At 69.9% G+C, this 22,036-nt stretch carries 16 protein-coding genes and 1 other RNA gene; 3 read left to right on the forward strand and 14 right to left on the reverse strand.

Going from position 1 to position 22,036, the window contains the following annotated elements:
• Positions 1–173: 173 nt before the first annotated feature.
• Positions 174–3,653 (forward strand): DNRLRE domain-containing protein, encoded by a 3,480-nt coding sequence (locus tag ACFQ6S_RS38970; RefSeq protein WP_383420167.1) that lies wholly within the window; start codon positions 174–176, stop codon positions 3,651–3,653.
• A 45-nt stretch (positions 3,654–3,698) separates the two neighbouring features.
• Here ACFQ6S_RS38970 and ACFQ6S_RS38975 read toward each other — a convergent pair whose 3' ends face one another.
• From ACFQ6S_RS38975 to ACFQ6S_RS38990, 4 genes are all read right to left on the reverse strand, one after another.
• A complete protein-coding gene (locus ACFQ6S_RS38975; RefSeq protein ID WP_383420169.1) occupies positions 3,699–4,985 on the reverse strand; it encodes an acyltransferase in 1,287 nt (428 codons plus the stop codon).
• On the reverse strand, positions 4,982–7,186 hold the full coding sequence (locus tag ACFQ6S_RS38980) for a glycosyltransferase (protein WP_383420170.1): 2,205 nt from the start codon (positions 7,184–7,186) through the stop codon (positions 4,982–4,984). The genes ACFQ6S_RS38975 and ACFQ6S_RS38980 overlap by 4 nt, the downstream gene beginning before the upstream one ends.
• The gene (locus ACFQ6S_RS38985; protein ID WP_383420171.1) at positions 7,186–8,367 is read right to left on the reverse strand and encodes a hypothetical protein; all 1,182 of its coding nucleotides are present in this window, start codon (positions 8,365–8,367) and stop codon (positions 7,186–7,188) included. Before ACFQ6S_RS38985 ends, ACFQ6S_RS38980 begins: the two co-directional genes overlap by 1 nt.
• 298 nt (positions 8,368–8,665) lie before the next feature.
• Positions 8,666–9,637, reverse strand: coding sequence for a LysR family transcriptional regulator (locus tag ACFQ6S_RS38990; protein WP_383420172.1), 972 nt, complete (start codon positions 9,635–9,637; stop codon positions 8,666–8,668).
• Between the two features lie 83 nt (positions 9,638–9,720).
• On the opposite strand from ACFQ6S_RS38990, the gene ACFQ6S_RS38995 reads away from it, so the two are divergent.
• Entirely contained in the window at positions 9,721–11,010 is a 1,290-nt protein-coding gene (locus ACFQ6S_RS38995) for an MFS transporter (protein WP_383420174.1), read from the forward strand.
• A 458-nt stretch (positions 11,011–11,468) separates the two neighbouring features.
• Here ACFQ6S_RS38995 and dacB read toward each other — a convergent pair whose 3' ends face one another.
• From dacB to ftsE, 8 genes are all read right to left on the reverse strand, one after another.
• Positions 11,469–13,067: a D-alanyl-D-alanine carboxypeptidase/D-alanyl-D-alanine-endopeptidase gene (gene dacB, locus ACFQ6S_RS39000; protein ID WP_383420175.1), complete on the reverse strand. Its 1,599-nt coding sequence runs from the start codon at positions 13,065–13,067 to the stop codon at positions 11,469–11,471.
• A gap of 49 nt (positions 13,068–13,116) precedes the next feature.
• Positions 13,117–14,100, reverse strand: a complete 984-nt coding sequence (locus ACFQ6S_RS39005; RefSeq protein ID WP_383420177.1) for an alpha/beta hydrolase family esterase — start codon at positions 14,098–14,100, stop codon at positions 13,117–13,119.
• 152 nt (positions 14,101–14,252) lie between these two features.
• On the reverse strand, positions 14,253–15,251 hold the full coding sequence (locus ACFQ6S_RS39010; protein WP_383420179.1) for a DUF4232 domain-containing protein: 999 nt from the start codon (positions 15,249–15,251) through the stop codon (positions 14,253–14,255).
• A gap of 156 nt (positions 15,252–15,407) precedes the next feature.
• Positions 15,408–15,776: a transfer-messenger RNA gene (gene ssrA, locus ACFQ6S_RS39015) on the reverse strand.
• A 112-nt stretch (positions 15,777–15,888) separates the two neighbouring features.
• Positions 15,889–16,434 (reverse strand): SsrA-binding protein SmpB, encoded by a 546-nt coding sequence (gene smpB, locus ACFQ6S_RS39020; protein WP_383420276.1) that lies wholly within the window; start codon positions 16,432–16,434, stop codon positions 15,889–15,891.
• Between the two features lie 59 nt (positions 16,435–16,493).
• Positions 16,494–17,660: a S41 family peptidase gene (locus ACFQ6S_RS39025; RefSeq protein ID WP_383420181.1), complete on the reverse strand. Its 1,167-nt coding sequence runs from the start codon at positions 17,658–17,660 to the stop codon at positions 16,494–16,496.
• A 68-nt stretch (positions 17,661–17,728) separates the two neighbouring features.
• A complete protein-coding gene (gene ftsX / locus ACFQ6S_RS39030; RefSeq protein ID WP_383420183.1) occupies positions 17,729–18,646 on the reverse strand; it encodes a permease-like cell division protein FtsX in 918 nt (305 codons plus the stop codon).
• 36 nt (positions 18,647–18,682) lie between these two features.
• Positions 18,683–19,372 (reverse strand): cell division ATP-binding protein FtsE, encoded by a 690-nt coding sequence (ftsE, locus tag ACFQ6S_RS39035; protein ID WP_383420185.1) that lies wholly within the window; start codon positions 19,370–19,372, stop codon positions 18,683–18,685.
• A 300-nt stretch (positions 19,373–19,672) separates the two neighbouring features.
• Here ftsE and ACFQ6S_RS39040 point away from each other — a divergent pair, with 300 nt between their 5' ends.
• Positions 19,673–19,864 carry a hypothetical protein gene (locus tag ACFQ6S_RS39040; RefSeq protein ID WP_383420187.1) on the forward strand — a complete coding sequence of 64 codons (192 nt, stop codon included), beginning with the start codon at positions 19,673–19,675 and terminating at the stop codon, positions 19,862–19,864.
• 110 nt (positions 19,865–19,974) lie between these two features.
• On the opposite strand, the gene ACFQ6S_RS39045 is transcribed toward ACFQ6S_RS39040, so the two are convergent.
• Together ACFQ6S_RS39045 and prfB are read right to left on the reverse strand one after the other, a co-directional pair.
• Positions 19,975–20,610 (reverse strand): hypothetical protein, encoded by a 636-nt coding sequence (locus tag ACFQ6S_RS39045; protein WP_383420188.1) that lies wholly within the window; start codon positions 20,608–20,610, stop codon positions 19,975–19,977.
• Between the two features lie 303 nt (positions 20,611–20,913).
• On the reverse strand, positions 20,914–22,020 hold the full coding sequence (gene prfB, locus ACFQ6S_RS39050) for a peptide chain release factor 2 (RefSeq protein ID WP_383420190.1): 1,107 nt from the start codon (positions 22,018–22,020) through the stop codon (positions 20,914–20,916).
• Positions 22,021–22,036 lie beyond the last annotated feature (16 nt).

Raw genomic sequence — 22,036 nt, forward strand, 5'->3', positions numbered from 1 at the left:
CGTCGTGTCGTGGATGCGCGCGCCCAACCACCTCTACGGCTCGCGTGGTCGATCGACTCAGTTCCGTCGCTCGCATCCGGAGGGTGACGACAGGCCGCTCATGAGCCATCATCTGCTCGCCCGGCCGCGCCCTGTCGCGCGCCGGTTCCAAGGGGGGAAGGGGAGCTCGCCCGATGACGCGCAAAACGCGCAACTGGCGTCGTGTGCCCGGACGTCGGACCACCGCCGCCGTACTGACCGCGGCACTCGCCGTTACCGGCATCACCTTCATCGGCCTCGGCCTGGACGACCCGGCTTCAGGCGACGGGTCGGGCCGGGAGGCGAAGGCGAAGCCCGTGACCGAGGCCGCCGCGAGCGCGCGGGCGGCGAAGACCGGCAAGTCCGTTGAGGTCACCGCGCTGCGCACCGCGCGCTCCACGACGTGGGCGCGGCCCGACGGTCTGATGGCCAAGGAGCTGTACTCCGCGCCGATCCGGGCCAAGGTGGGCGCTGAATGGAGGGAGATCGACTACGACCTCCACCGCACGAAGGCCGGTTGGGAGCCCAGGGCCACGAACGCACGGATGGTGTTCTCGGCCGGCTCCGCGTCGCGCGACGGTGAACAGCGCGCCTCGCGCTCCACTGTCCGCCGGGTCTCCCTGGTACAGGGGCTGAAGAGCGCTGACGAGACAGCGAGCCCCCTGGTCAGCCTGACCGTCGACGGCCACGAGATCCAACTCACCTGGCCGGGCACGGTCCCCGCCCCGATCATCGACGGCTCGCGCGCCCTGTACCCCGAGATCTTCCCCGGTGCCGACTTGGTGTTGACGGCGGACGACGACGGGTTCGCCCAGTTGCTGGTCCTCAAGAACCGGCAGGCCGCCGCCGATCCTCGCGCCCGGCAGATCTCGTACGGCATTACTTCCGCAACCCTGAACTTCCGGCTGGACCCGGCAACTGGCGTCCTCACCGCCGAGGACGCCTTCGCCAACGAGGTCGCGATGTCGCCGACCCCGCTGATGTGGGACAGCAGCGGCCAACCGGCCGTCACCGACGGATCGGTCGGCGCCACCGCTCAGCCGACCACGTCGGAAAGCCCGGCACCCACCGAGTCGGCCACCGACGGGCCGAGCGAGAGTGCCAGCCCCACCGAGGAGTTCATCGAGACCGACGAGCAGGTGGACACCGCCCCCGAGACAATACCGGCGGCCACCGACGGCCCCGCCCCCTCGGTGTCCGAGTCCCCGCTGCCGTCCGCTCCTGCCGAGCCGACGCCCGCACCCTCGCAGACCGGCTCGGCTGCCACGCTCAGTCTTCCCGGCCTCGACGGGCCCTCGCCCGACTCGCACGGCGAGCTGGTCGAGCCCAGCCTGACAGCGGCCAACTGGGCCCTCACCCCCGACCTGGCCTTCCTCGACGACCCGGCCACCACGTACCCGGTCTTCATCGACCCGTCCGTGAAGAAGCACACGCAGAACTGGACCACCGCCTACAGCCGTCACCCCAACGCCACGTTCTACAACGGCAAGGGCTTCAACAAGGGGGGCACGCACGAGGCGCGCGTCGGCTTCGAGTCGGACACCTGGGGCACCTCGCGCTCGTACTTCAACATCGCCTTCGACAAGGATCTCAAGGGCACGAAGATCACAAGTGCGAAGCTGCGCATGCTGGAGACGTACTCGTGGTCGTGCAGCGCCCGTTCGATGAGCGTGCACCTCACCGGCCCGGTCACCGGCAAGACCAACTGGAAGAACGCACCCAGGCTGCATGACGGAAACAAGTTCGCGACCAAGGGCTTTGCGCACGGCTACAAGTCCGGATGCCGGGACGCGTACGAGACGTTCGACGTGCGGAAGGCTGCGCAGAAGCAGGCCGACCAGGGCAAGGACACCATCACCTTCGGCCTGCGAGCCCGGGACGAGCACTCGCAGTACGCGTGGAAGAAGTTCCAGGCCAACGGCGACCACGCGCCCGTCCTCGAACTCGTTTACAACCGCAAGCCGACCATCGACTCCAAGTCGCTCGACCTCGGCCCCGACGCCAGGTGCACCACCACCGAGCCGTACGTCCGCATGGGCTCGGGCGACTTGACGTTCACCGCGCGAGCGTCGGACAAGGACAGCAACCTCGACTACCTCGATTTCGATCTGTGGCAACACGGCCAGTGGGAGACGAAGGGCGATCTGCTGGGCTCCACCGGCAAGGTCTCCGTCGGCGGTGACAAGGACACCGCGCTGCGCACGACGACGGGCTTCTCCACCAGCAAACTCACCAACAACACCCTCTACTCGTGGCGGGTGCGCGCTGTCGACGACGCCGGTGCCAGCTCAAGCTACGCACCGGCCAGGACACCGTGCCGCTTCGTTCTCGACACCACCGCGCCCAAGCCGCCGAAGGTCAGCTCCACAGACTTCCCCAACGCCGACGGCGGCGAGAACGGCTTCGGCAGCGACGCTGAGGACGCCACCTGGTCCTCCAAGAAGTTCGGCACTCCGGGCTCGTTCACCTTCCGCGCCTTGAACACCGATGTCGTGCGCTACGAGTACGGCTTCAACTCCGCCAACTACACCGGCAGCCTCGCCCGCACCAACGGCACGGCCACCAGCGTCAGCGCCACCCTCGCGAACGCCAAGCCGCCGAGCGCCGGGCCCAACGTGCTCTTTGTCCGTGCCGTAGACAGCGCCGGCAACCCCTCCGAAGCGACCACGTACCTCTTCTACGTCACTCCTCGCGACCAGGCCGACGCACCTGGGGACTTCACCGGCGACAAGCTGCCCGACATGATGGTCGTCACCGAGGCCGGCAACCTGGCCATGTATTCCTCGAAGGCCACCACCGACCTCGCCAAGGGCAGCGGCGACCTGGCCCGCTCGATGCCCGGCGCCTACCGGTACAACCCTGACAAGGACCCCAACGGCGACGGCCTACCGCCCTACAAGTCCGCCCCCAACGGCCACTTCAAGGACGCCCTGATCACCCACAACGGCGATATCTACGGCGGCGACGGCCTCCAGGACCTGGTCGTCCGCCTCGGAAGCAAACTGTGGGTGTACCCCGGTGACGGCTACGGCGCCGTCAACATCGACAAGCGCCGCGAGATCCTGTTGCCGGACGGCGCCCCCGACCCCGCCGATCTGACCCAGTTCGTGTCGGCGGGCGACGCCACCGGGGACGGCCGGACCGACTTCTTCGCCACCATCGGCGACGAGTTGTGGGTGTTCACCGGGTACCACGGAGCGACCATCGACCAGGCGACCCGCCTGTGGACCTCGGGCTGGGCCAGTCGGGACATCGTCACGGCGCAGGACATCAGCGGAGACGGCGTCACCGACCTCCTCTATCGCTCCGACACGTCGGGCAAGCTCCAGCTCCGCAAGGGCATCGCCGCCTCCGGAGGCGGAGTCAGCCTCACCTCGCTGGGCAACGCCGGAAGTTCGGCCGGCGGCGCGGACACCGAATATGGCGCCGCCGGCTGGGCGGTCAGCAGCTTCCCGCTGCTGATGGGCACCCCCGACACGAATGGCGACGCGGACACCACTCCCGACATCTGGGGTGTGCGGTCCGACGGATCGGTGCGCTTCTACGCGGGCGGCCAGAGCGCGGTCGTGCCGGGTTCCGGCACGGAGATCCTCGCTCCGGCGAGTTACTGGCTGACACGCACCGCGATCGGGTGACGTCCGTCCCTGGCCGCCCGTGCACAACACTGGCGGCCAGGCTGCCTACCTGGCGTGCGTACGCCTCTTCCCTCCCCCGTCCGGCCACAGCCGGGGACTCCGCTTAGCCGCGATGTCCTCGACCCAGCCGACCGCCACGATCATCAGTCCGATCAGCGGCCACACCAGGAAGAACATCCAGATCATGTATGTCGAGTCGAGTGCCGCCGTGGCTCGTTCGTCCTGCATGAAGGGCAGGTCGTAGAGCTGGTCGAGGATCGGGACCGTGGCCATGATCAGGAGGTTGTGCCAGAGGTAGATGGTGACCGCCCGGTTGTTGGACAGGGTCACCAGCTTGTCCCACTTGGCGAGTCTGCCGGGCAGTTCCTGCCAGGACGGGGAGTACTGGAGCAGGATCACGACGAACCCGAAGGACCAGGTCGCCTGGGCCAGCGGGATGTCGTTGAGGTCCCAGCCGTCCGGGCCGAGGTGGCCCGAGGCCCACCACAGGCCGAAGGCCATCACCAGCGCCGCGCAGGAGACGGCGGCATAGCGCGGGATCTTCGCCAGAAGGCCCTCGTGGTGGGCGAAGCCCAGGACCCAGCAGCTGCCGTAGACGGCGAAGTCGGTGACCGCGTTGCCCGTCTCGCCGGGGATCGTGACAAGTCCCGTGCCCACGATCGCCGTCAGGCCGAGCGGGGCGAGGAGCGTCGGCCAGGGTGCCCGGCGGAACGCCCACAGCAGCAGGGGGGACGCCACGACGAACCACAGGTAGGCCCGCAGGTACCACAGCACACCCGCCGCCTGCACCGCCCAGGTGTCCTCCAGCAGGCCCGACTGGGAGCCGATGTGCCAGGGGAAGGGTGGTGCGCCGATCGGGACGATGTAGTTGATCATCTCGACCAGGGCCCATGTACCGCCGTGGTCCGGGTCCTTGGCCGGGTTCCAGCCGCCCCCGAACATCAGCGCCAGCGCCACCGCGCTGAACGCCCACAGGGGAGGCAGGAGGCGACGGACACGGCCCCTGATCACGCCCCATGCCGGGCGGTTCAGGGAGCGGGCCATCAGCGAGCCGGCCAGCGCGAACATCACGCCCATGGACGGGAACAGCACCGTCAGCCAGGCCCAGCCGAAGAGGTGGTAGACGACCACGCGGACCAGGGCTATCGAGCGCAGCATGTCCAGATAGCGGTCCCGGCCCGGCTTCTTGGGGGCCGGCGCGGGGGGTTCGGGAGCGGCGGGGGCCGGCTCCGGTTCCGTGGTGCGCTGCTGCGGGACGGCGTACGGCGCCGCAGGCCATACGGGCTCGGCCGGTCCGGCCTGGGCGCCCGTGGGCTGGTATCCGTGCGTCATCCGACCGGCCTCCGGTCACCGTCGCGGGTGCCCGCCGCCCGCTGTCGCGGTACGGGCCCGCCGGGCGCCTCGACGACACCCGTGCGGCGCAGCTTCTGCCAGCGCAGGCGGCCGCCGGTCAGGGCGGTGATCCAGGACTGGAGCAGAACGACGTACATGAGCTGGCGGTAGAGGATCTGCTGGAGCGGGAGGGAGATGAGGTGGGTCATGCGTTCCTTGTCCAGGCGGAAGGCGTACGCGGCGCAGACCACCTGGATGGCCAGGACGCCGAGCCAGGCGCCGATGGTCTTCTGCGTCGGGCCGAAGATCAGGCCGTAGAGGAGGAAGACGTCGATCAGCGGGGCCAGCAGCGGGGCCAGGACCATGAAGAGGGAGACCAGGGGCAGTCCGACCCTGCCGAAGCGGCCCGAGGGGCCCTTCTCCACCAGCGCCTTGCGGTGCTTCCAGATCGCCTGCATCGTGCCGTACGACCACCGGTAGCGCTGCGACCACAGCTGCTGGACCGACTCCGGGGCCTCGGTCCAGGCGCGCGCGTTCTCGGCGTAGACGACGCGCCAGCCGTCCCGGTGCATCGCCATGGTGATGTCGGTGTCCTCGGCGAGCGTGTCGTCGCTCATGCCGCCGACCCGCTCCAGGGCGGACCTGCGGAATGCTCCGACGGCGCCCGGGATCGTCGGCATGCAGCGCAGCATGTCGTACATACGGCGGTCGAGGTTGAAGCCCATCACGTACTCGATGTGCTGCCAGGCGCCAATGAGGGAGTCGCGGTTGCCGACCTTCGCGTTGCCGGCGACGGCGCCGACGCGCGGGTCGCCGAAGGGCTGGACCAGCTCGCGGACCGTGGCCGGTTCGAAGACGGTGTCGCCGTCCATCATCACGATCAGGTCGTAACGGGCGTTCGCCAGACCTCGGTTGAGCGCCGCCGGCTTGCCCGCGTTGAGCTGGCGGACGACACGGACGTTGGGCAGGCCCATCGCCTCGACGATCCGCGCCGTGCCGTCGCTGGATCCGTCGTCGACGACGATGATCTCGATCGGGTGCTCGCTCGCCATCAGCGAACGGACGGTGTTCTCGATGCACTTGGCCTCGTTGTACGCCGGGACCAGCACCGACACCGGTTCGGTGACCGGCGGGCCCCAGCGGAACCCGCGGCGCCGCACCCGGCGTGCGTGGATGCCCGACAGCAGCAGCATCAGCACGAACCGGCTGATGACCAGGAAGCCGATCACCGCCAGGCCGACCACCAGGACGGCCGTAATGTTGTCCGACGCCTGGACCAGGAAGATCCAGGCCTTGCCCTTCCACCGGTCGAGGCCGGTGACCTCGGTGTGCGCGCTGGGGGCGCCCAGGGCCTCGGTGAGGTTGTCGAACTCGTAGCCCTCGGCCTTCATGTCCGGCAGGAAACTGTCCAGTGCCTGGACGGTCTGGTGCCGGTCGCCGCCGGAGTCGTGCATCAGGACGATCGCGCCCTTGCCGCCCTTGGGGGTGGCACGGCGGATGATCTCGTCGACGCCGGGCTTGCGCCAGTCCTCGCTGTCGGTGTTGTTGACGACCGTGATGTAGCCGCGCTTGCCGATGTACTCGGTCACCGGCCACGACTTGTCGTCCATGGCGTCGGCGAAGGAGGAGTACGGCGGCCGGAACAGGGACGTGCGGATACCGGCCGCGCCGCTGATCGCCAGCTGGTTCTGGGACAGCTCCCAGTCGATGCGCTTCTTCGACTGGTAGGAGAGGTCGGGGTGGTTGAAGGTGTGCAGGCCGACCTCGTGGCCCTCCGCGACCATCCGCCGGACCAGGTCCGGATGGCGCGAGGCCATGGTGCCGGTGACGAAGAAGACCGCGTGCGCCTCGTGCTTCTTGAGCACGTCGAGGACCTTGGGGGTCCAGGTCGGGTCCGGACCGTCGTCGAAGGTGAGGACGAGTCTGTGGTCCTGCAGGCTCAGGCTCTCGGTGCGGCCACTGCGGGTGTCGATGACCGGGCCGCCCTTGAGGATCTTCTCCGGCACCTGGTCGGAGGAGGCGGGCGGTTGGACGCGGTGGTCGGCCAGGATCTCGCTGTGCACATACCCCCGCAGCATCAACATCGCCATCAGCGCGACGAGTACGAGCGAGGGAAGCAGCAGGCGCATGGGCACACGGCGGCGACGGGAGCCGTCGGGGGCTCCGGTCGCGGGCCCGTGACGGCGGGTGCGGGATGCCATCAGAGGGAGTACTCCGGGGACAGGGCGGCGGGCGAGGAAGCGGTGGAGTCCGGCTCCTGCGCGATGGGCGTGGGATCGCTCGGGCCGTTCGCGACCGTCCCCGTTGCGGGTTCGTCGGTGGTCGCGGGATCGGTCGGCTCCTCGGTGGGGCCGCCGCCGTCCGTCGGGCTCGGGTCGGGGTCGGGGTCGGTGGTGGGCTCGGTGGTCGGATCCGGATCCGCCGTGGGGTTCGTGCCCGGGTCGCGGGTCGTCTTCGTGGCGGTCGGCTTCGGGTCGGCGGAGGTGCCGGGGTCCTCGGCGGTGGCGGACGCGTCGGGCGCGGTGGCGTCGGCGTCCGGGGACGCGGTGGTGCCGGTACCGGCCGTCGGCGAGGCCCCCGGGGAGACGCTGCCGGTGGCGGTGGGCTGCGGTGCCGACTCGGCGGGCAGCGGCGGGGTGTCGACCTTGCCGGCGGGCTGCTCCTTGGGGCTCTCGACGGGCAGCCAGGGCGCGTCGGAGTTGCCGGACAGCAGCGTGGCGACGATGACCACGGCGTAGACGGCGCAGGCGAGGCCGACCGCCATGCCGATCCGGCGGAAACGGCGGCTGCGGCGGCCCGACTCGTCGACGAACACCGGCCCGTCGGAGCCTTCGCCGCCGCGCGGGCCGTCCTGGGCCGCGCGCATCATGCCGTCGAGCTGGAGGGCTACGCCGTCGAGTTGGACGGTGACCTCGTGCGGATCATGGGTCGCGCCGGACCGGCCGGGCTGCGCGGAAGCCCGGGGCTCCCCGGCCTCGTCCGGCTCGCTCCAGGGGTCGCGGACGGCGGGGATGCGACGCGTCTCGCCGGGCGCGGTGGTCCCCCCGTCGCTTCTCCTGGGCGCGGTCGTCCCGCCGTCGGCGCTCCGGGGCGAGGGCCGGTCGAAGGCCGACCAGCCGTCGGGCTTCCCGCCGGGAACGCCGGGAGCGCCGGGCGCGGGCCGGGGTATCTCCCCCGTGCCACCGCGCGGCCGGCCTGTCTCCGCCGTCCCACCGACCGACGGCAGGACCGCGGTCGGGTCGGCATCGGATGCAGCCGCGGACGTCCTCGGACCGCCTCGCAGGATCTCCGTCTCATCGGCGCCCGAGGAGGCACGCCCGCCACCGTGAAGAATCTCCGTCTCCTTTGCTTCGGATCGGGAGCGATGGCCCGGACTGGGCATGCCGACCACCTCGGTCTCCCCGGTCACCGGGAAGGCCTGGGTGTCAGCCCTCGAACCCCCCGCGGAAGAACCGCCGCCGGACCCTGACCCTGATGTCACCTCGGGCCACTCCGGTTGGGCGTCTTCTCGCCACTTCTTCACACGCACGCACATCCCCCCACGGGACCGTTCTGGGTGCGCGCACGACACTGAGCCCCCGTCGTCGTACCGAGCCCCCACCCGGCCGAGCGCCCCCCTTTACCACAAAGTGCTCAGGCCACGAATGTAGCGCACGCGGAGGTTTCGTGGTTGCCGCGTGTCAATTGTGGGCTCTCATAGTGGCCGAATCAATGGCCGGAATCCATCCGTCGAGGGGTCTGCGCAGCCACCCCTCCTCGGCCGAGAGTTGAGCCGCCGCCCGTCGAAGAGCTTCGAATCCGGGATGGACCAGCCCCTTTCGCCACACCAGCGACACGGGTGACAACGGAACGGGATCGACGAGCGGGCGCAGGACCGTCGACGGCATGGCCGGAAAACCCACCACGACGAGAATCGGGTTCCGCGTCTTGGCCATGATCCGCTGGAACTCCTCGTCACCGACGGCGAGCGGAGCGGGCGCGGCGAGCGCGATGCCCCGGCCCTCGAACAGCCGGCGCCCGAGGTCCGTCCACTCCGGCGTACGGGGGTTCCCGGCACCGGCGTACACGGTCTCGCCGGCCAGCGCGGCCAGCGGCACCCGCGGTGATTCGGCCAGCGGATGGTCCTCGGGCAGCAGGATCGCCATCGGCTCGTAGCGCACCGGCTGGTGGTCCAGGCCCGCCCGCAGCGCCGGGTCCAGTCCCGCGAACCGTCCGAAGGACACGTCCAGTCGCCCGGCGACCATCTCGCCGGCCGCGCCCGTCAGACCGCTCTCGTAGCGGGCCATCAGCTCCTGGTCGGGGGCGAGGGCACGGGCGCGGTGGAGCACTGTGCGGCCGGTGACGAGGCCCGGCGAGTTGAGGTCGACCAGCAGCGGGCGCGCCTGGCCGAAGGCGGCGAGCAGGTCGTCCTGCGCCTGGAGGGCACGGCGGGCGTACGGCACCAGCCGCTCACCGTCCGCGCTCAGCGTGACCTGCCGGGTCGTGCGTACGAACAGTTCGGCACCCAACTCCCGCTCCAGCCGCCGTACGTCCCGGCTCAGCGCCTGCTGGGCGATGTACAGCCGGGCCGCCGCCCGCGTGAAGTGCAGTTCCTCGGCCACGGCGAGGAAGCCGCGCAGGAGGCGGGGGTCGAGATGAGCGGGAGCGGGCATGCGACGAACTTACAACGTGAGTGCGTGAATCCGTGCCGGGCAGGTGTTGGACCCGTTGATCGACTTCCGGCGACGGTGGATCCATGCCGCAGCAGCCCGCCAGAGGAAGCCGCCTGTTCACCGTCACCGCCGACACCCTCGTCGCCGTCGACCTCGGTCCCCGGACACGTCACCGCCCGCCCGGCCCGTACCGCCGGCTCTTCGCCCGCCCCGGCACCCGCGCCTTCACCCTCGCGAACCTGGTCGCCCGCCTTCCCATGGGCATGTTCAGCGTGAGCGCGGTCGTGATGATCGCCGGCACGAGGGGGTCGTACGCCCTGGCCGGCGCCGTCACCGCGACCGGCCTCGCGGCGACCGCGCTGGTCGCCCCCTGGACCGCGCGGCTCGTCGACCGGTACGGGCAGGCCCGGATCGCCGTACCGGCCACGCTCGTAGCGGCGCTGGGGAGCCTCGCGCTGCTGCTGTGCGTGCGGTACGACGCCCCGGCCTGGACCCTCTTCGCCGCGTACGCCGTCACCGCGACCACCCCCAACACCGGCGGCATGTCCCGCGCCCGCTGGGCCCACCTGCTCAAGGGCGACTCCGACGCCCTGCACACCGCCAACTCCTTCGAGCAGGCCGCCGACGAACTCTGCTTCATGCTGGGGCCGGTGCTCGCGGCCTTCCTGTGCGGGACGTTCTTCCCGGAGGCGGGCACGCTGGTCGGGGTGGTGCTCCTGGTGAGCGGCGTCCTGGCCTTCGCGGCCCAGCGCTCGACCGAGCCGCCGCCCGGGAGCCGTACCTCCGCCACGGCCGCCGGCTCACCGCTGCGCACCCCCGGCATGGTTCCGTTGCTCACTGCCTCCGTCGCCATGGGTGCCGTGTTCGGATCGACGGAGGTCGTCACCCTCGCGTTCGCCGACGCGACCGGCCACCGTACGGCGGCGGGCGCGGTGCTCGCGCTGCAGGCGACCGGCTCCTGTGCGGCGGGCCTGCTCTACGGCCGGCTCCGGTTCACCGGCCCCGCCGAGGCCCGCTACCCGTGGTGCATAGCCGCGATGACCGCGCTGCTCACCCTGCCCCTGCTCGCCGCGTCCCTCACCGGCTCGCTCCTCCTGCTGTCCGCCGCCCTGCTCATCGTCGGCATGGCCACCGCCCCGACGATGATCACCACCATGACCCTGGTCCAGCAACGCACCCCGGAAGGCCGCCTCAACGAGGGCATGACCCTCACGGTGACCGCCCTCCTCGGCGGCATAGCCTGCGGCAGCGCGGCCGGGGGCTGGACGGCGGAACACCTCACCCCGCCGACCGGCTACGGCGTCCCTGTCACGGCAGCGACCCTGGCCCTGCTGATCGCGCTCGCGACAACTGGGGGCAGGAAGGCGCCCTGATCCCCGCCCGGGCCAACCCCTTCGCCATCAGCGTGCTCTCTGATCGTGCTGTCGGACGAGGGCCGCTGTGCTGTACTTGGACACAGGGAGGGCCCCCGCACCGGAGCCGGTAACTCCGCGCGAGGGCCCAGGCTCGTCAGGAGCTCGCCGGATGCCCCCACCTTGTATGGGGACATCCGGCTACCTGCTGAGCCACCAAAGCAGCCACCTCCTCGCGTGCCTCGCGGACCGTTCCGGCAAGAGCCGGATCAGCCGCATGACGAGAGTCGGTTTCTGCTCACGGCGACAGCCCATTTGGAGGCGTCCTCCCTTCGACGTGAGGCGGCCTCTACAAGGTCCCGGGACCGCTCTCGTCGGGCCGGGCCCCGACAAGGAGGGGCCCGGAGTGAAGGGAGGACGCGCCCAGTTGGCGCGTCACAGCGTCATACTATCGGTCACCGCGCACTCGCCGTGCGTAATCAGCAGACATCCGGCTTACGCCAACTGCACTCCACATCCCCGTCCGTCCCATCCCCACGCACCGACACCGGCGCCGAACCGGCCGTCTCCGCGGTCGACTTGGCGAGTGTCACCACGATCGCGTCCTCCAGCGGCTTCACCGACGAGGCCAGATAGTTGTTGAGGACGATGCCGTAGACGAGTTCGCGTCCCCCGGCGTCTGTGACGTAGCCGGAGAGAGCCGAGGCGCCCGTCAACGACCCCGTCTTCGCCCGGGCGTTGAGGGCCGCGGCGGTACCGCACATCCGCGAGCGCAACGTGCCGCCGACGAACCGGTCCGGGGCGCAGGCGACCGGCAGGGAGCGGTACCAGTCGGCGTACCAGGGCTCGGTGCGTACGGCGAGGAGGAGCTCGACGAGTTGTCCGGCGGGGAAGTTGTCCATCCGTGAGAGCCCCGAGCCGTCGACCTGCCGCAGTTTGGCGGTGTCGACTCCGACGCCCTTGAGGTAGCCGCTGATCGCCGCGAGCCCGGCGTCCCAGCTCCCCTTGCCCGAGACCTTGTGGCCCATGGCTTTGGTGAGGTTCTCGGCATGCATGTTGTTGGAGAGCTTCATGAAGGGGATCAGCAGGTCCTTCAAGGCCATGGAGTCGTGCGCGGCCAACTGCCGTGCGGAGGCCGGAGTCCGCCCTCCCAGACGGGTCTGCCCCGTGACCTTCACCCCGTGTTCCGCGAGCGCCTCCCGGAACACGGCGGCGGCGTATCCGGTGGGCTCCCACACGGTGGCCCACTCCTCGGCGCCGGCGCCGCCGACGGGCGTCGTACCGCTGACGACGATCGTGTTCGTGCCGTGCTCCCGCTCGACGGTGAGGTCGTTCGCCCCGCCGGCGGCGAGGGTGGTGGCCCGCACATCGAGGTCTACGTAGTCGGTGTCGGGCGTGACGGTCACGACGGGCCGGTCCCCCGCCGACGCCCCCGGCCGCACCGTCACGATCACGGTCCCAGTGTCGTAGTCGGTGTCCGGCGCCACACTCAGCGCGCTGATCTGCGCGGAGTAGTAGGAGGACTCGTCGTCGGCGGCCCAGGAGCGGCCGAGGCGCCGGTCGTCGAAGCGGGTGTCGTCGGCGATCAGCCGCCCCTCCACGCGCCTGATCCCCGACGCGGCGAGGTGCGCGGCGAGCCGGTCGTAGTCGTCTGCGAGCAGGGTCGGATCACCGGTGCCGCGCAGATACAGGTCACCGCGGAGCACGGAGCCGTACTGCCGCCCGGTGGCCAGCACATGGGTGCCGAACCGGTGATCGGGGCCGAGGATCTCCATCGCCGCTGCCGAGGTGGCGAGCTTGGTGTTGGAGGCGGGCATCAGCCGGGTCGAGGGAAGGTGCTGGTACAGCAGCTCACCGGTACCTGCGTCCGCGATCACGACGCTCGCCACGCCGCCCTCCATCCGCGCATCGCCCAGGATGGTGTCGACGGCCTCCGGCAGGCCGGAGCGGTCGGAGTCCGCACCGGCCTGCGCGCCGGGCCCGAGGACGGCGGCGACGAGCGCCACGGCGACGGGCCAAATCCACAGTCTGCTACGGGAGTTGAGACATCTCCCGGAGTTGCTCACGGGTCTGCTCATGCCTCAGCAGCATCCCGGACAACCGCTCCCGGCGACAGAGCGCCTCGGCTCAGCCCAACCCCCAGACCCGCCCAATCCGGTACGCGGCACACAGGTTCACGTCCAGGACATACGCCCCGGCGCTCCCGCACTGCTCGCTTCCGGTCCCCGGATCGACGGGCTGGCCGTGCCCCATGCCGGTGATGCTGTACGTCTCCACGACCGCGCGCCCGGCCGCGTCCCGGAACATCTGATGCGGATACCCGGCGACGCTGTCGGTCACGTCGGCCGTCTGGTCGGTGCCGTGCACATCGGTCCACTGGCGCATCAGGTCGGTCATGTTGACGGGCTTCACGGTGTAGTCGGCGGTGCCCTGGAAGGCGACCAGCGTGGGCCAGGGGCCGCTGTGACCGGGCCGGGCGGCGCGCATCCGGTCGCCCCACTGCTTCGGGGTCTGCGTCGCCCCGACGTACATGCAGACGTACGGCGACCCGGCGGCCTGCGCGCACCCGTACGGCAGCCCGGCCACGATCCCGCCGGACGCGAACTTCTCCGGGTACGCCGCCATCATCACGGCTGTCATCCCGCCTCCGGCGGACAGCCCGGTGACATACACGTGCGACGCGTCACCGGAGACGTCCGCGAGCTGCCGGTCCACCATCTGTGCGACGGACGCGGCCTCGCCCTGGCCGCGCGCGATGTCGCCGCTCTGGAACCAGTTGAAGCAGGAGGAGGCGTTGTTGGCGGTCTGCTGCTGTGGCAGCACCACCGAGAAGCCCCAGCGGTCGGCGAGTTGGAGCCAGCCGCTGCCGGTGCCGTAGCCGGAGGCGTTCTGTGTGCAGCCGTGCAGAGCGACGACCACGGGGCGGCCGGCGGGCAGGCCGTCGGGGACGTAGCGGAACATGCGCAGGGCACCGGGGTTGGTCCCGAAACCGGTGACCTCCTGGAGCGAGGCGGCCGTGGCACGGCCAGGAGTGAGGAAGGCGGCCATCAGGGCGACGAGGAGGATCAGGAGGACGGCGATACGACGGTTCGCGGCTCTGGTCTGTGTCATGCGGAGGGACCGTAGAAGCGTGAACGACCCGCCGATATGGGGTGGGACACCACAACGGACCTGGCCGTCATGGGGGCCAGATCAAAGCGTGGGCGGCCTCGCCGTCGTACGGAACTGGCGCACGTGCCTGGAGACGGGGATGGGCCGGCGGCTCACGGCTGTGGGGTGGTGACGGGGGCCGTCTCGTCCTTCTTCCACGGCCCGACGCCGAGCTTCCCCGTGGTCCCGAGGTCGAGCTCCGGCATCACCATGACGGGGCGGGCACCGGGCTTCGCCCGCACGCGGACGTAGGGCGCGTTCACCGGGTCGCCGGCCTGGGTGGTGTTGCGCCACGCCAGCGTGGCCGCCGCGGCCTCGCCCGGACGCAGGACGACCGGCTGCGGGCTGCCACTCCCACCGGTGGCCATACTGATCTGATCGGTCCCCTGGAGGATCCGTACGCCGTCCACGGTGTCGTGGTCCTCGTCGAAAAGCTCGAGCTTCGGGTAGCCGTTCAGCCGGTAGGTCCCGGTACCGCAGTTGACCAGGTGCAGGCCCACGACCCGCAGCCCCATCGCGGCGTCCCCCTGGTCCGCGTAGAGGTGCACCCCTGACTTGGGGCACGGGCCCGAGGCGGACGACGCCTCGTCGGCGGGGACGCCGCGCACCTTGAGCACCTCGATGCCCGTCACCTCGGGCGCCGACCCGGGCGCCTCCGGCATGACGACGGTCCCTTCGGCGTACCGCCCCGGCTCGACGGGCCCGACCGTGCGCTCGACGTTGTCGACGGCGCCTCCGGAGGCCGAGCGGAAGCCGAAGGTCAGTGTGTAAGCAACCGCCTTCGTCCCCCGGTTGGTGACCTTGAACTCCGCGCTGTAGTCGACCCCCGCACAGCCGCTCCCCGTCCCCCAGGCGTACAGCCCGGTGACCTCCACGCCCTCCTCGGCCGCCCCGTCGGCAGAGGGCAGCGGCAGCGGGGTGGGCGTGCCGGAGGCGGTGACGGCCGGTTCTCCGGACGGCGCATTCCCGTACTGCGAGAAGTCCGACGGGCACAGCGTCTCGGCCCGGACCCGACCGTCGTCACCGCCCGGGGAGACGCTCTGGGAACCACACGCGGCGAGCAGCAGAACACCGGCGAGAACGGCGGGAGCCGTGCGGGAGACGGTAGGCATTCGCCCACCTCACCAAGGGCCGATCTCGGCGGCTGTGGCGGAGGCCACACCTCCGGTCACAGCAGTGTCACAGATCGCGAAATGACAAAGGCCCCATCGCCCGAAAGCGATGGGGCCTTTGCCCACATGGGTGAAGGAGGTCCGGAAACCTCCCGATCGTGGAGATGGCGGGAATCGAACCCGCGTCCAACGGTGCAGAATCAGGGCTTCTCCGTGTGCAGTTCGCTGTGATTTTCTCGGCCCCGGCGATCACGCGAACAAGTCGCCGACGGGCCCAGTCACTGTTAGATTTCCCTCTTCACCCCGTGACCGGGATCAAGGTTTAGTCCCCTAGCTGATGCCAGGATCCGGGTCGGGAACAGCCCCGGGCTGACACTTCGCAAGTCGCTACTTAGGCAGCGAGGGCGAAGGAATCGCGCTTGGTGTTGGCGATTATTTTTTGCGACATATGGTTAACGAGATCATTGCCGCTTCCTCGACACGCTTCCCCTGTTTCAACAGCCGCTGTCGAAACCGATCATCCCCATGTTGTTTTTTCAATCCTCGCCGGAGAACCGGAGAGGGGCGCGCACCCTCTGTGAGGTGCAGTGCCATCGTACGTGACCAACGCACGACGGTGCCACTGTATTCCCGCCCGTCAGGCGTTGCGCTGTCGCCGCTTCGCCGCGGCGATCGCCCGGTCCGACTCCCGCCGGTCCTGCTTCTCCCGCAGGGTCTGGCGCTTGTCGTACTCCTTCTTGCCTCGGGCGAGAGCGATCTCGGCCTTCGCCCGGCCGTCCTTGAAGTACAGGGCGAGGGGCACGATGGTGTGACCCGTCTCCTGGGACTTGGCCTCCAGCTTGTCGATCTCCTCGCGGTGCAGGAGCAGCTTGCGCTTGCGGCGCGCGGAGTGGTTGGTCCAGCTGCCCTGGTGATACTCCGGGATGTGGGCGTTGTGCAGCCACGCCTCGCCCCGGTCGATCTGGACGAAGCCGTCGGTCAGCGACGTCCGACCCTCGCGCAGCGACTTGACCTCGGTGCCCATGAGCACCAGGCCGGCCTCGAAGGTGTCGATGATCGCGTAGTCGTGCCGGGCCTTCTTGTTCTGGGCGACGATCTTGCGCTTGCCGCCCTTCTCGCCGTCCTTGCCGCCCTTCGCGGCGGCGCCGCCCTGCTTGGGCTGGGACTCCTTGGGTACGTACATTCCCTTGCTCATAGTGCCGTCCATTTTCGCACTAGGAAGGGGGTGTGTGGAAAGCCGGTTTACGACTCGCCCATGCCGCTGAGGACCGTCTCGGCCCGCTCCAGGACGCCCCGCTCGGCATCCAGGTCGGGTGTGATGCCCCGGCCGTCGACGGCACGTCCGGAGGGGGTGCGGTAGTGGCCGACGGTCAGCTCGGCGACGGAGCCGTCGGGCAGCCGGCTGGGCATCTGGACCGAGCCCTTGCCGAAAGTGCGGGTGCCCACGACGACCGCGCGGCCCCGGTCCTGGAGGGCCCCGGTGAGCAGCTCGGCCGCGCTCATGGTGCCGCCGTCGACGACCGCGACAACGGGTCTGCCGGTGTCGCCGCCGGGCTCGGCGTGCAGGGCGCGCTGGTCGCCGTCGACGTCATAGGTGGCGACGAGGCCGCCGTCGAGGAAGGCGGAGGCGGCGGTGACGGCCTCGGTGACCAGGCCGCCGGAGTTGCCCCGCAGGTCGAGCACGATGCCGGTGGCGGCCGGGGCCCGGCGTACCGCTTCGCGGACCTCGTCGCCGGCACCCTTGGTGAAGGAGGCGATCCGGATGACGGTGATGCCGCCGGCGAGTTGTCGCACGGTGACCGGGTCGACGGACAGCTGGGCCCGCCGCAGCGTGAGGTCCCACGCGCGCGTGCCGCGCTCGAGACCGAGCTTCACGGCCGTACCGACGGGCGCGTCGGTGGCGTCGCCCCGCAGTAACGAGACGACCTCGGTGACCGGGCGCCCGTCGACCTTCGCCCCGTCGACGCTGCGCAGCCGGTCGCCCGCGCGGATCCCGGCGGTGGCGGCGGGCGAGCCCGCCCGGACCTTCGTCACCTCGATACGGCCGTCCCGCTCGCGCCGCGCCCACAGCCCGACGCCGGTGTACTCGCCGTCCAGGGCCTCCTCGAACTCCTCGTACTCGCCCTGGGAGTAGACGGCGCCCCAGCGGTCCCCGCTGCGGCTGACCGCCCGTTCGGCGGCCTCCACGGGGGACTCACCGGCGGCCATGGCGTCGGCGGCCGCCTCGGCGACGTCCTCGTGGCGGCCCGCTGGGGCGGCCGAACGCGCCGTACCGGCCGGGGATTTCCGGTCAGGGCCGGGAAACGAGCCGGTCGCGGCACCGGCGACCAGCACGCTCGCGAAGACCAATGTCAGGGCGGCCCCGCGGCCGAAGCGGCGGGGCTGACAGAACAGGTCACGACCTGACATGCCGGTGAGTCTAGGACAACGTGAAGGGGCCGTACGGTCCGTTGCCCGTACGGCCCCCTTGGCGTTGGTCACACCTTCAGATACTTGCGCAGCGCGAAGAACGCCGCCAACGCCGGCATCAGCAGGCTTGTCGCGAGGATGAGCGGCAGCTTCGTCAACACCGCGTCCCAGCCGATGAAGTTGATCAGATTCAGCTTCTCGGACAGGGCCAGGCCGTGGTCGATGATGAAGTACCGGGCGACCACCAGGAAGCCGCACGCGACCGTGCCGCCGATGAGCCCGGCGACCGCGGCCTCCATGATGAACGGCGCCTGGATGTAGAAGCCCGAGGCGCCGACCAGCCGCATGATGCCGGTCTCACGCCGACGGCTGAACGCGGACACCCGCACGGTGTTGACGATCAGCATCAGTGCGACGACCAGCATCAGCGCCATCACCGCCCGCGCGGCCCAGTTCATGCCGTTCAGCAGCCCGAAGAGGTTGTCCAGGATGCCCTTCTGGTCCTGCACGGACTGCACGCCGTCACGCCCGTCGAAGGCGGTCGCGATGACCTGGTACTTCTCCGGGTCCTTCAGCTTGATGCGGTACGACTCCTGCATCTGGTCCGGCGTGAGCGAGGCGGCCAGCGGGGAGTCGCCGAACTGCTCCTTGTAATGCTTGTACGCCTGGTCCTGCGACTCGTACGTCACCTTGTCGACGACCGTCATCTTGTCCAGGTCGGCGAGGATCTGCTTCTTCTGGTCCTCGGTGACCGCGCCCTTGGCGCAGTTGGGGTCGGACTCGGCGTCGCTCTTGTTGCAGAGGAAGACCGAGACGTTGACCTTGTCGTACCAGTAGCCCTTCATGGTGTTGACCTGGTCGCTCATCAGGAGCGACCCGCCGAACAGGGCGAGCGACAGGGCGACGGAGACGATGACGGCGAAGGTCATCGTCAGATTGCGGCGGAGACCGACACCGATCTCGGACAGTACGAACTGGGCGCGCATGGCGTCTCTTTCAGGCCTTTCCGTGGACGGATCGGGTCAGTGCTGGTAGCCGTAGACGCCGCGTGCCTGGTCGCGGACGAGGCGGCCCTTCTCCAGCTCGATGACGCGCTTCCGCATCTGGTCCACGATGTTCTGATCGTGCGTGGCCATCACGACCGTCGTACCCGTCCGGTTGATCCGGTCGAGCAGCTTCATGATGCCGACGGAGGTCTGCGGGTCGAGGTTTCCGGTGGGCTCGTCCGCGATGAGCAGCTTGGGGCGGTTGACGAACGCGCGCGCGATGGCCACGCGCTGCTGTTCACCGCCGGACAGCTCACCCGGCATCCGCTCCTCTTTCCCGCCGAGTCCGACGAGGTCGAGCACCTGCGGGACGGACTTGCGGATCTCGCCGCGCGACTTGCCGATGACCTCCTGCGCGAAGGCCACGTTCTCCGCGACCGTCTTGTTCGGGAGGAGCCGGAAGTCCTGGAACACGGTCCCCAGCTGGCGGCGCATCTGCGGCACCTTCCAGTTGGAGAGGCGCGCGAGGTCCTTGCCCAGGATGTGCACCTGGCCGTGGCTGCACCGCTCCTCGCGGAGGATCAGCCGCAGGAAGGTGGACTTTCCGGAGCCGGAGGACCCCACGAGGAACACGAACTCGCCCTTCTCCACTTCCAGGGACACATCCCTGAGTGCGGGGCGGGTCTGCTTGGGGTAGACCTTGGAGACATTGTCGAATCGGATCACGGATGCACCACGGGTCGCCGGGGGTAGATGAGCGTGACCATACGCGAAGCGGGGGTGGGGGCGCAGTCGCCAGAAGGGGTTGCGTAAGGGTTGTGCCTTTTGTGCCGGATGAGGAGACGCCCTGAGGGGGGCGGGAAACTGCGCACACGGCCCCGCACGGCCCGCAGTCGCGCGACAATGGGAACCACCCCTCCGAGGGCGCCCGCGCCCTTCGCCGGGGAACCTGGCATTGTGGAAGGGGGAACGTTCTCGGGGCCCAACCCGTTGAACCCCCGAGGGAAGTCGCAAGGAGGGTGGCGCATGACGTACGACCGGTTGGTGTGCGCGAACTGTGCCGCGCCCGTGAGTGAGGGCCGCTGCCCCGTGTGCCGGGCGAACCGCGAGCGGCTGCAGCAGGAGTCCCTGTTCGCGGGTCTGAACCCGATGGCGCTGATCGCCCTGCTGGCGGTGCTGATCGCCGCGGTGGCGCTGCTGGCGCACCAGACGGCATAGGGCGGCACAGACCCCCGTACACGGACATGCCGAGGGGCCCGGAGCGGAACACGCTCCGGGCCCCTCGGCCGTACGACATCAGTCACACGGTGTGGACGGTATCGCTACCGTCAGGCAGCGGCACCGCCGCGGCCGCCCGCGAGGCGCGGCAGGATGCGGAAGCCGATACCGCCGGCGATCATCGTGGCGGCGCCGACCAGCAGGAACGTGGTCTGCGCGGCACCCGTCTCGGCGAGCTCGTCGCCGCCGCCCTGGGCAGAGGTGCTGGCACCGGTGCCGGTGCCGTCCGTGCCGGTGTCGGTCAGGGAGGAGGAGCCCTCCTCCTGGGTGGAGGTTCCGCCGTCGGGGTCGGTGTTGTTGTTACCGCCGCCGTTCTCGCCGTTCCCGTTCCCGTTCCCGTTGCCGTTGCCGTTCCCATTGCCGTTGCCGTTCCCGTTGCCCGGGTCGGTCGGCTCGGTGGTCGGCTCCTCGGTGGGCTCCTGCGGCTCGGTCGGCTCCTCCGTCGGCTCCGTCGGGTCCGTGGGCTCCTCGGTGGGGATGCCCGGGTCCGTCGGGAGGTCGGTCGGCGGGTCGGTGGGAACCGGCGGCTCGGTCGGGTCTTCGTCCCCGATGCAGATGCCGAGCAGGCAGCCGCCATCCTCGGCCTCCGCGGCAGAAGCGGCACCCGCAGCGGTCAGTGAGGCACCGGCCGCGATCACGGCACCGGCCGCGAGGCGCGCGATACGGATCCGCGTCTTCTTCGTCATCTGGTTGCTACCCCCAGTAGCTGAATTGTTCAGTGAGGCGGCGCTCCGGGGACAGGCCGTGATCGACGGGTAGCAGAACTTGAGCCCCCCGGTTCACATGCGCCCCAGAGATACGCATGCCACGCTTTACCCTTCCCATTTTTCAAGACATCGTCAAGGCCGTTGCGCGTGCGATGTCCAATTACGGGTTCTTTGCCAGGGGTTGGAAGCTGTGAGTGTGATGTAAAACCCAGACATGCGCGTACAGAAAAGGCAACTGCCACCGAGACGGCGGCAGTTGCCTTTGTCGACAAAGTAACTTCGTTACTTCTCCTGCTGCTTGCGCCAGCGAATTCCGGCCTCGAGGAAACCGTCGATCTCACCGTTGAACACGGCCTCGGGGTTGCCGACCTCGAACTCGGTGCGCAGGTCCTTGACCATCTGGTACGGGTGCAGGACGTAGGACCGCATCTGGTTGCCCCAGGAGCTGCCGCCGTCGCCCTTGAGCGCGTCCATCTTGGCCCGCTCCTCCTGGCGCTGCCGCTCGAGCAGCTTGGCCTGGAGCACGTTCATCGCGGTGGCCTTGTTCTGGATCTGCGACCGCTCGTTCTGGCAGGAGACGACGATGCCGGTGGGCAGGTGGGTGAGCCGCACCGCGGAGTCGGTGGTGTTCACGCCCTGGCCGCCGGGGCCGGAGGACCGGTACACGTCCACGCGCAGCTCGGACTCGTCGATCTCGATGTGATCGGTCGTCTCCACCACGGGCAGGATCTCCACACCGGCGAACGAGGTCTGCCGGCGGCCCTGGTTGTCGAAGGGCGAGATCCGAACGAGCCGGTGCGTGCCCTGCTCGACCGAGAGGGTGCCGTAGGCGTACGGCACCTGCACGGCGAAGGTGGTCGACTTGATGCCGGCCTCTTCCGCGTACGACGTCTCGTAGACCTCGGTCTTGTAGCCCTTCTGCTCCGCCCAGCGCAGGTACATCCGCTGGAGCTTCTCGGCGAAGTCGGCGGCGTCGACGCCGCCGGCCTCGGCGCGGATGTTGACGAGCGCCTCACGGGCGTCGTACTCACCGCTGAGCAGTGTCCGGACCTCCATCTCGTCCAGTGCCTTGCGGACGGCGGAGAGCTCGGACTCGGCCTCGGCGCGGGTGTCCGGGTCGTCCTCCTCCTCGGCCATCTCGAAGAGCACGGACAGATCGTCGATCCGGCCACGCAGGGCTTCGGCCTTCCGCACCTCCGCCTGGAGGTGGGACAGCTTGCTGGTGATCTTCTGCGCCTCGTCCGGGTTGTCCCACAGGGACGGCGCGGCCGCCTGCTCCTCGAGCACGGCGATGTCTGCCCTCAGCTTGTCGAGGTCCAGAACGGCCTCGATCGACTCCATGGTCGAGGAGAGGGACTTGAGCTCTTCGGATACATCGACGACTGCCACGCCTCCAGCGTAACGG

Source organism: Streptomyces sp. NPDC056479, from assembly GCF_042795335.1.
Classification (GTDB): domain Bacteria; phylum Actinomycetota; class Actinomycetes; order Streptomycetales; family Streptomycetaceae; genus Streptomyces.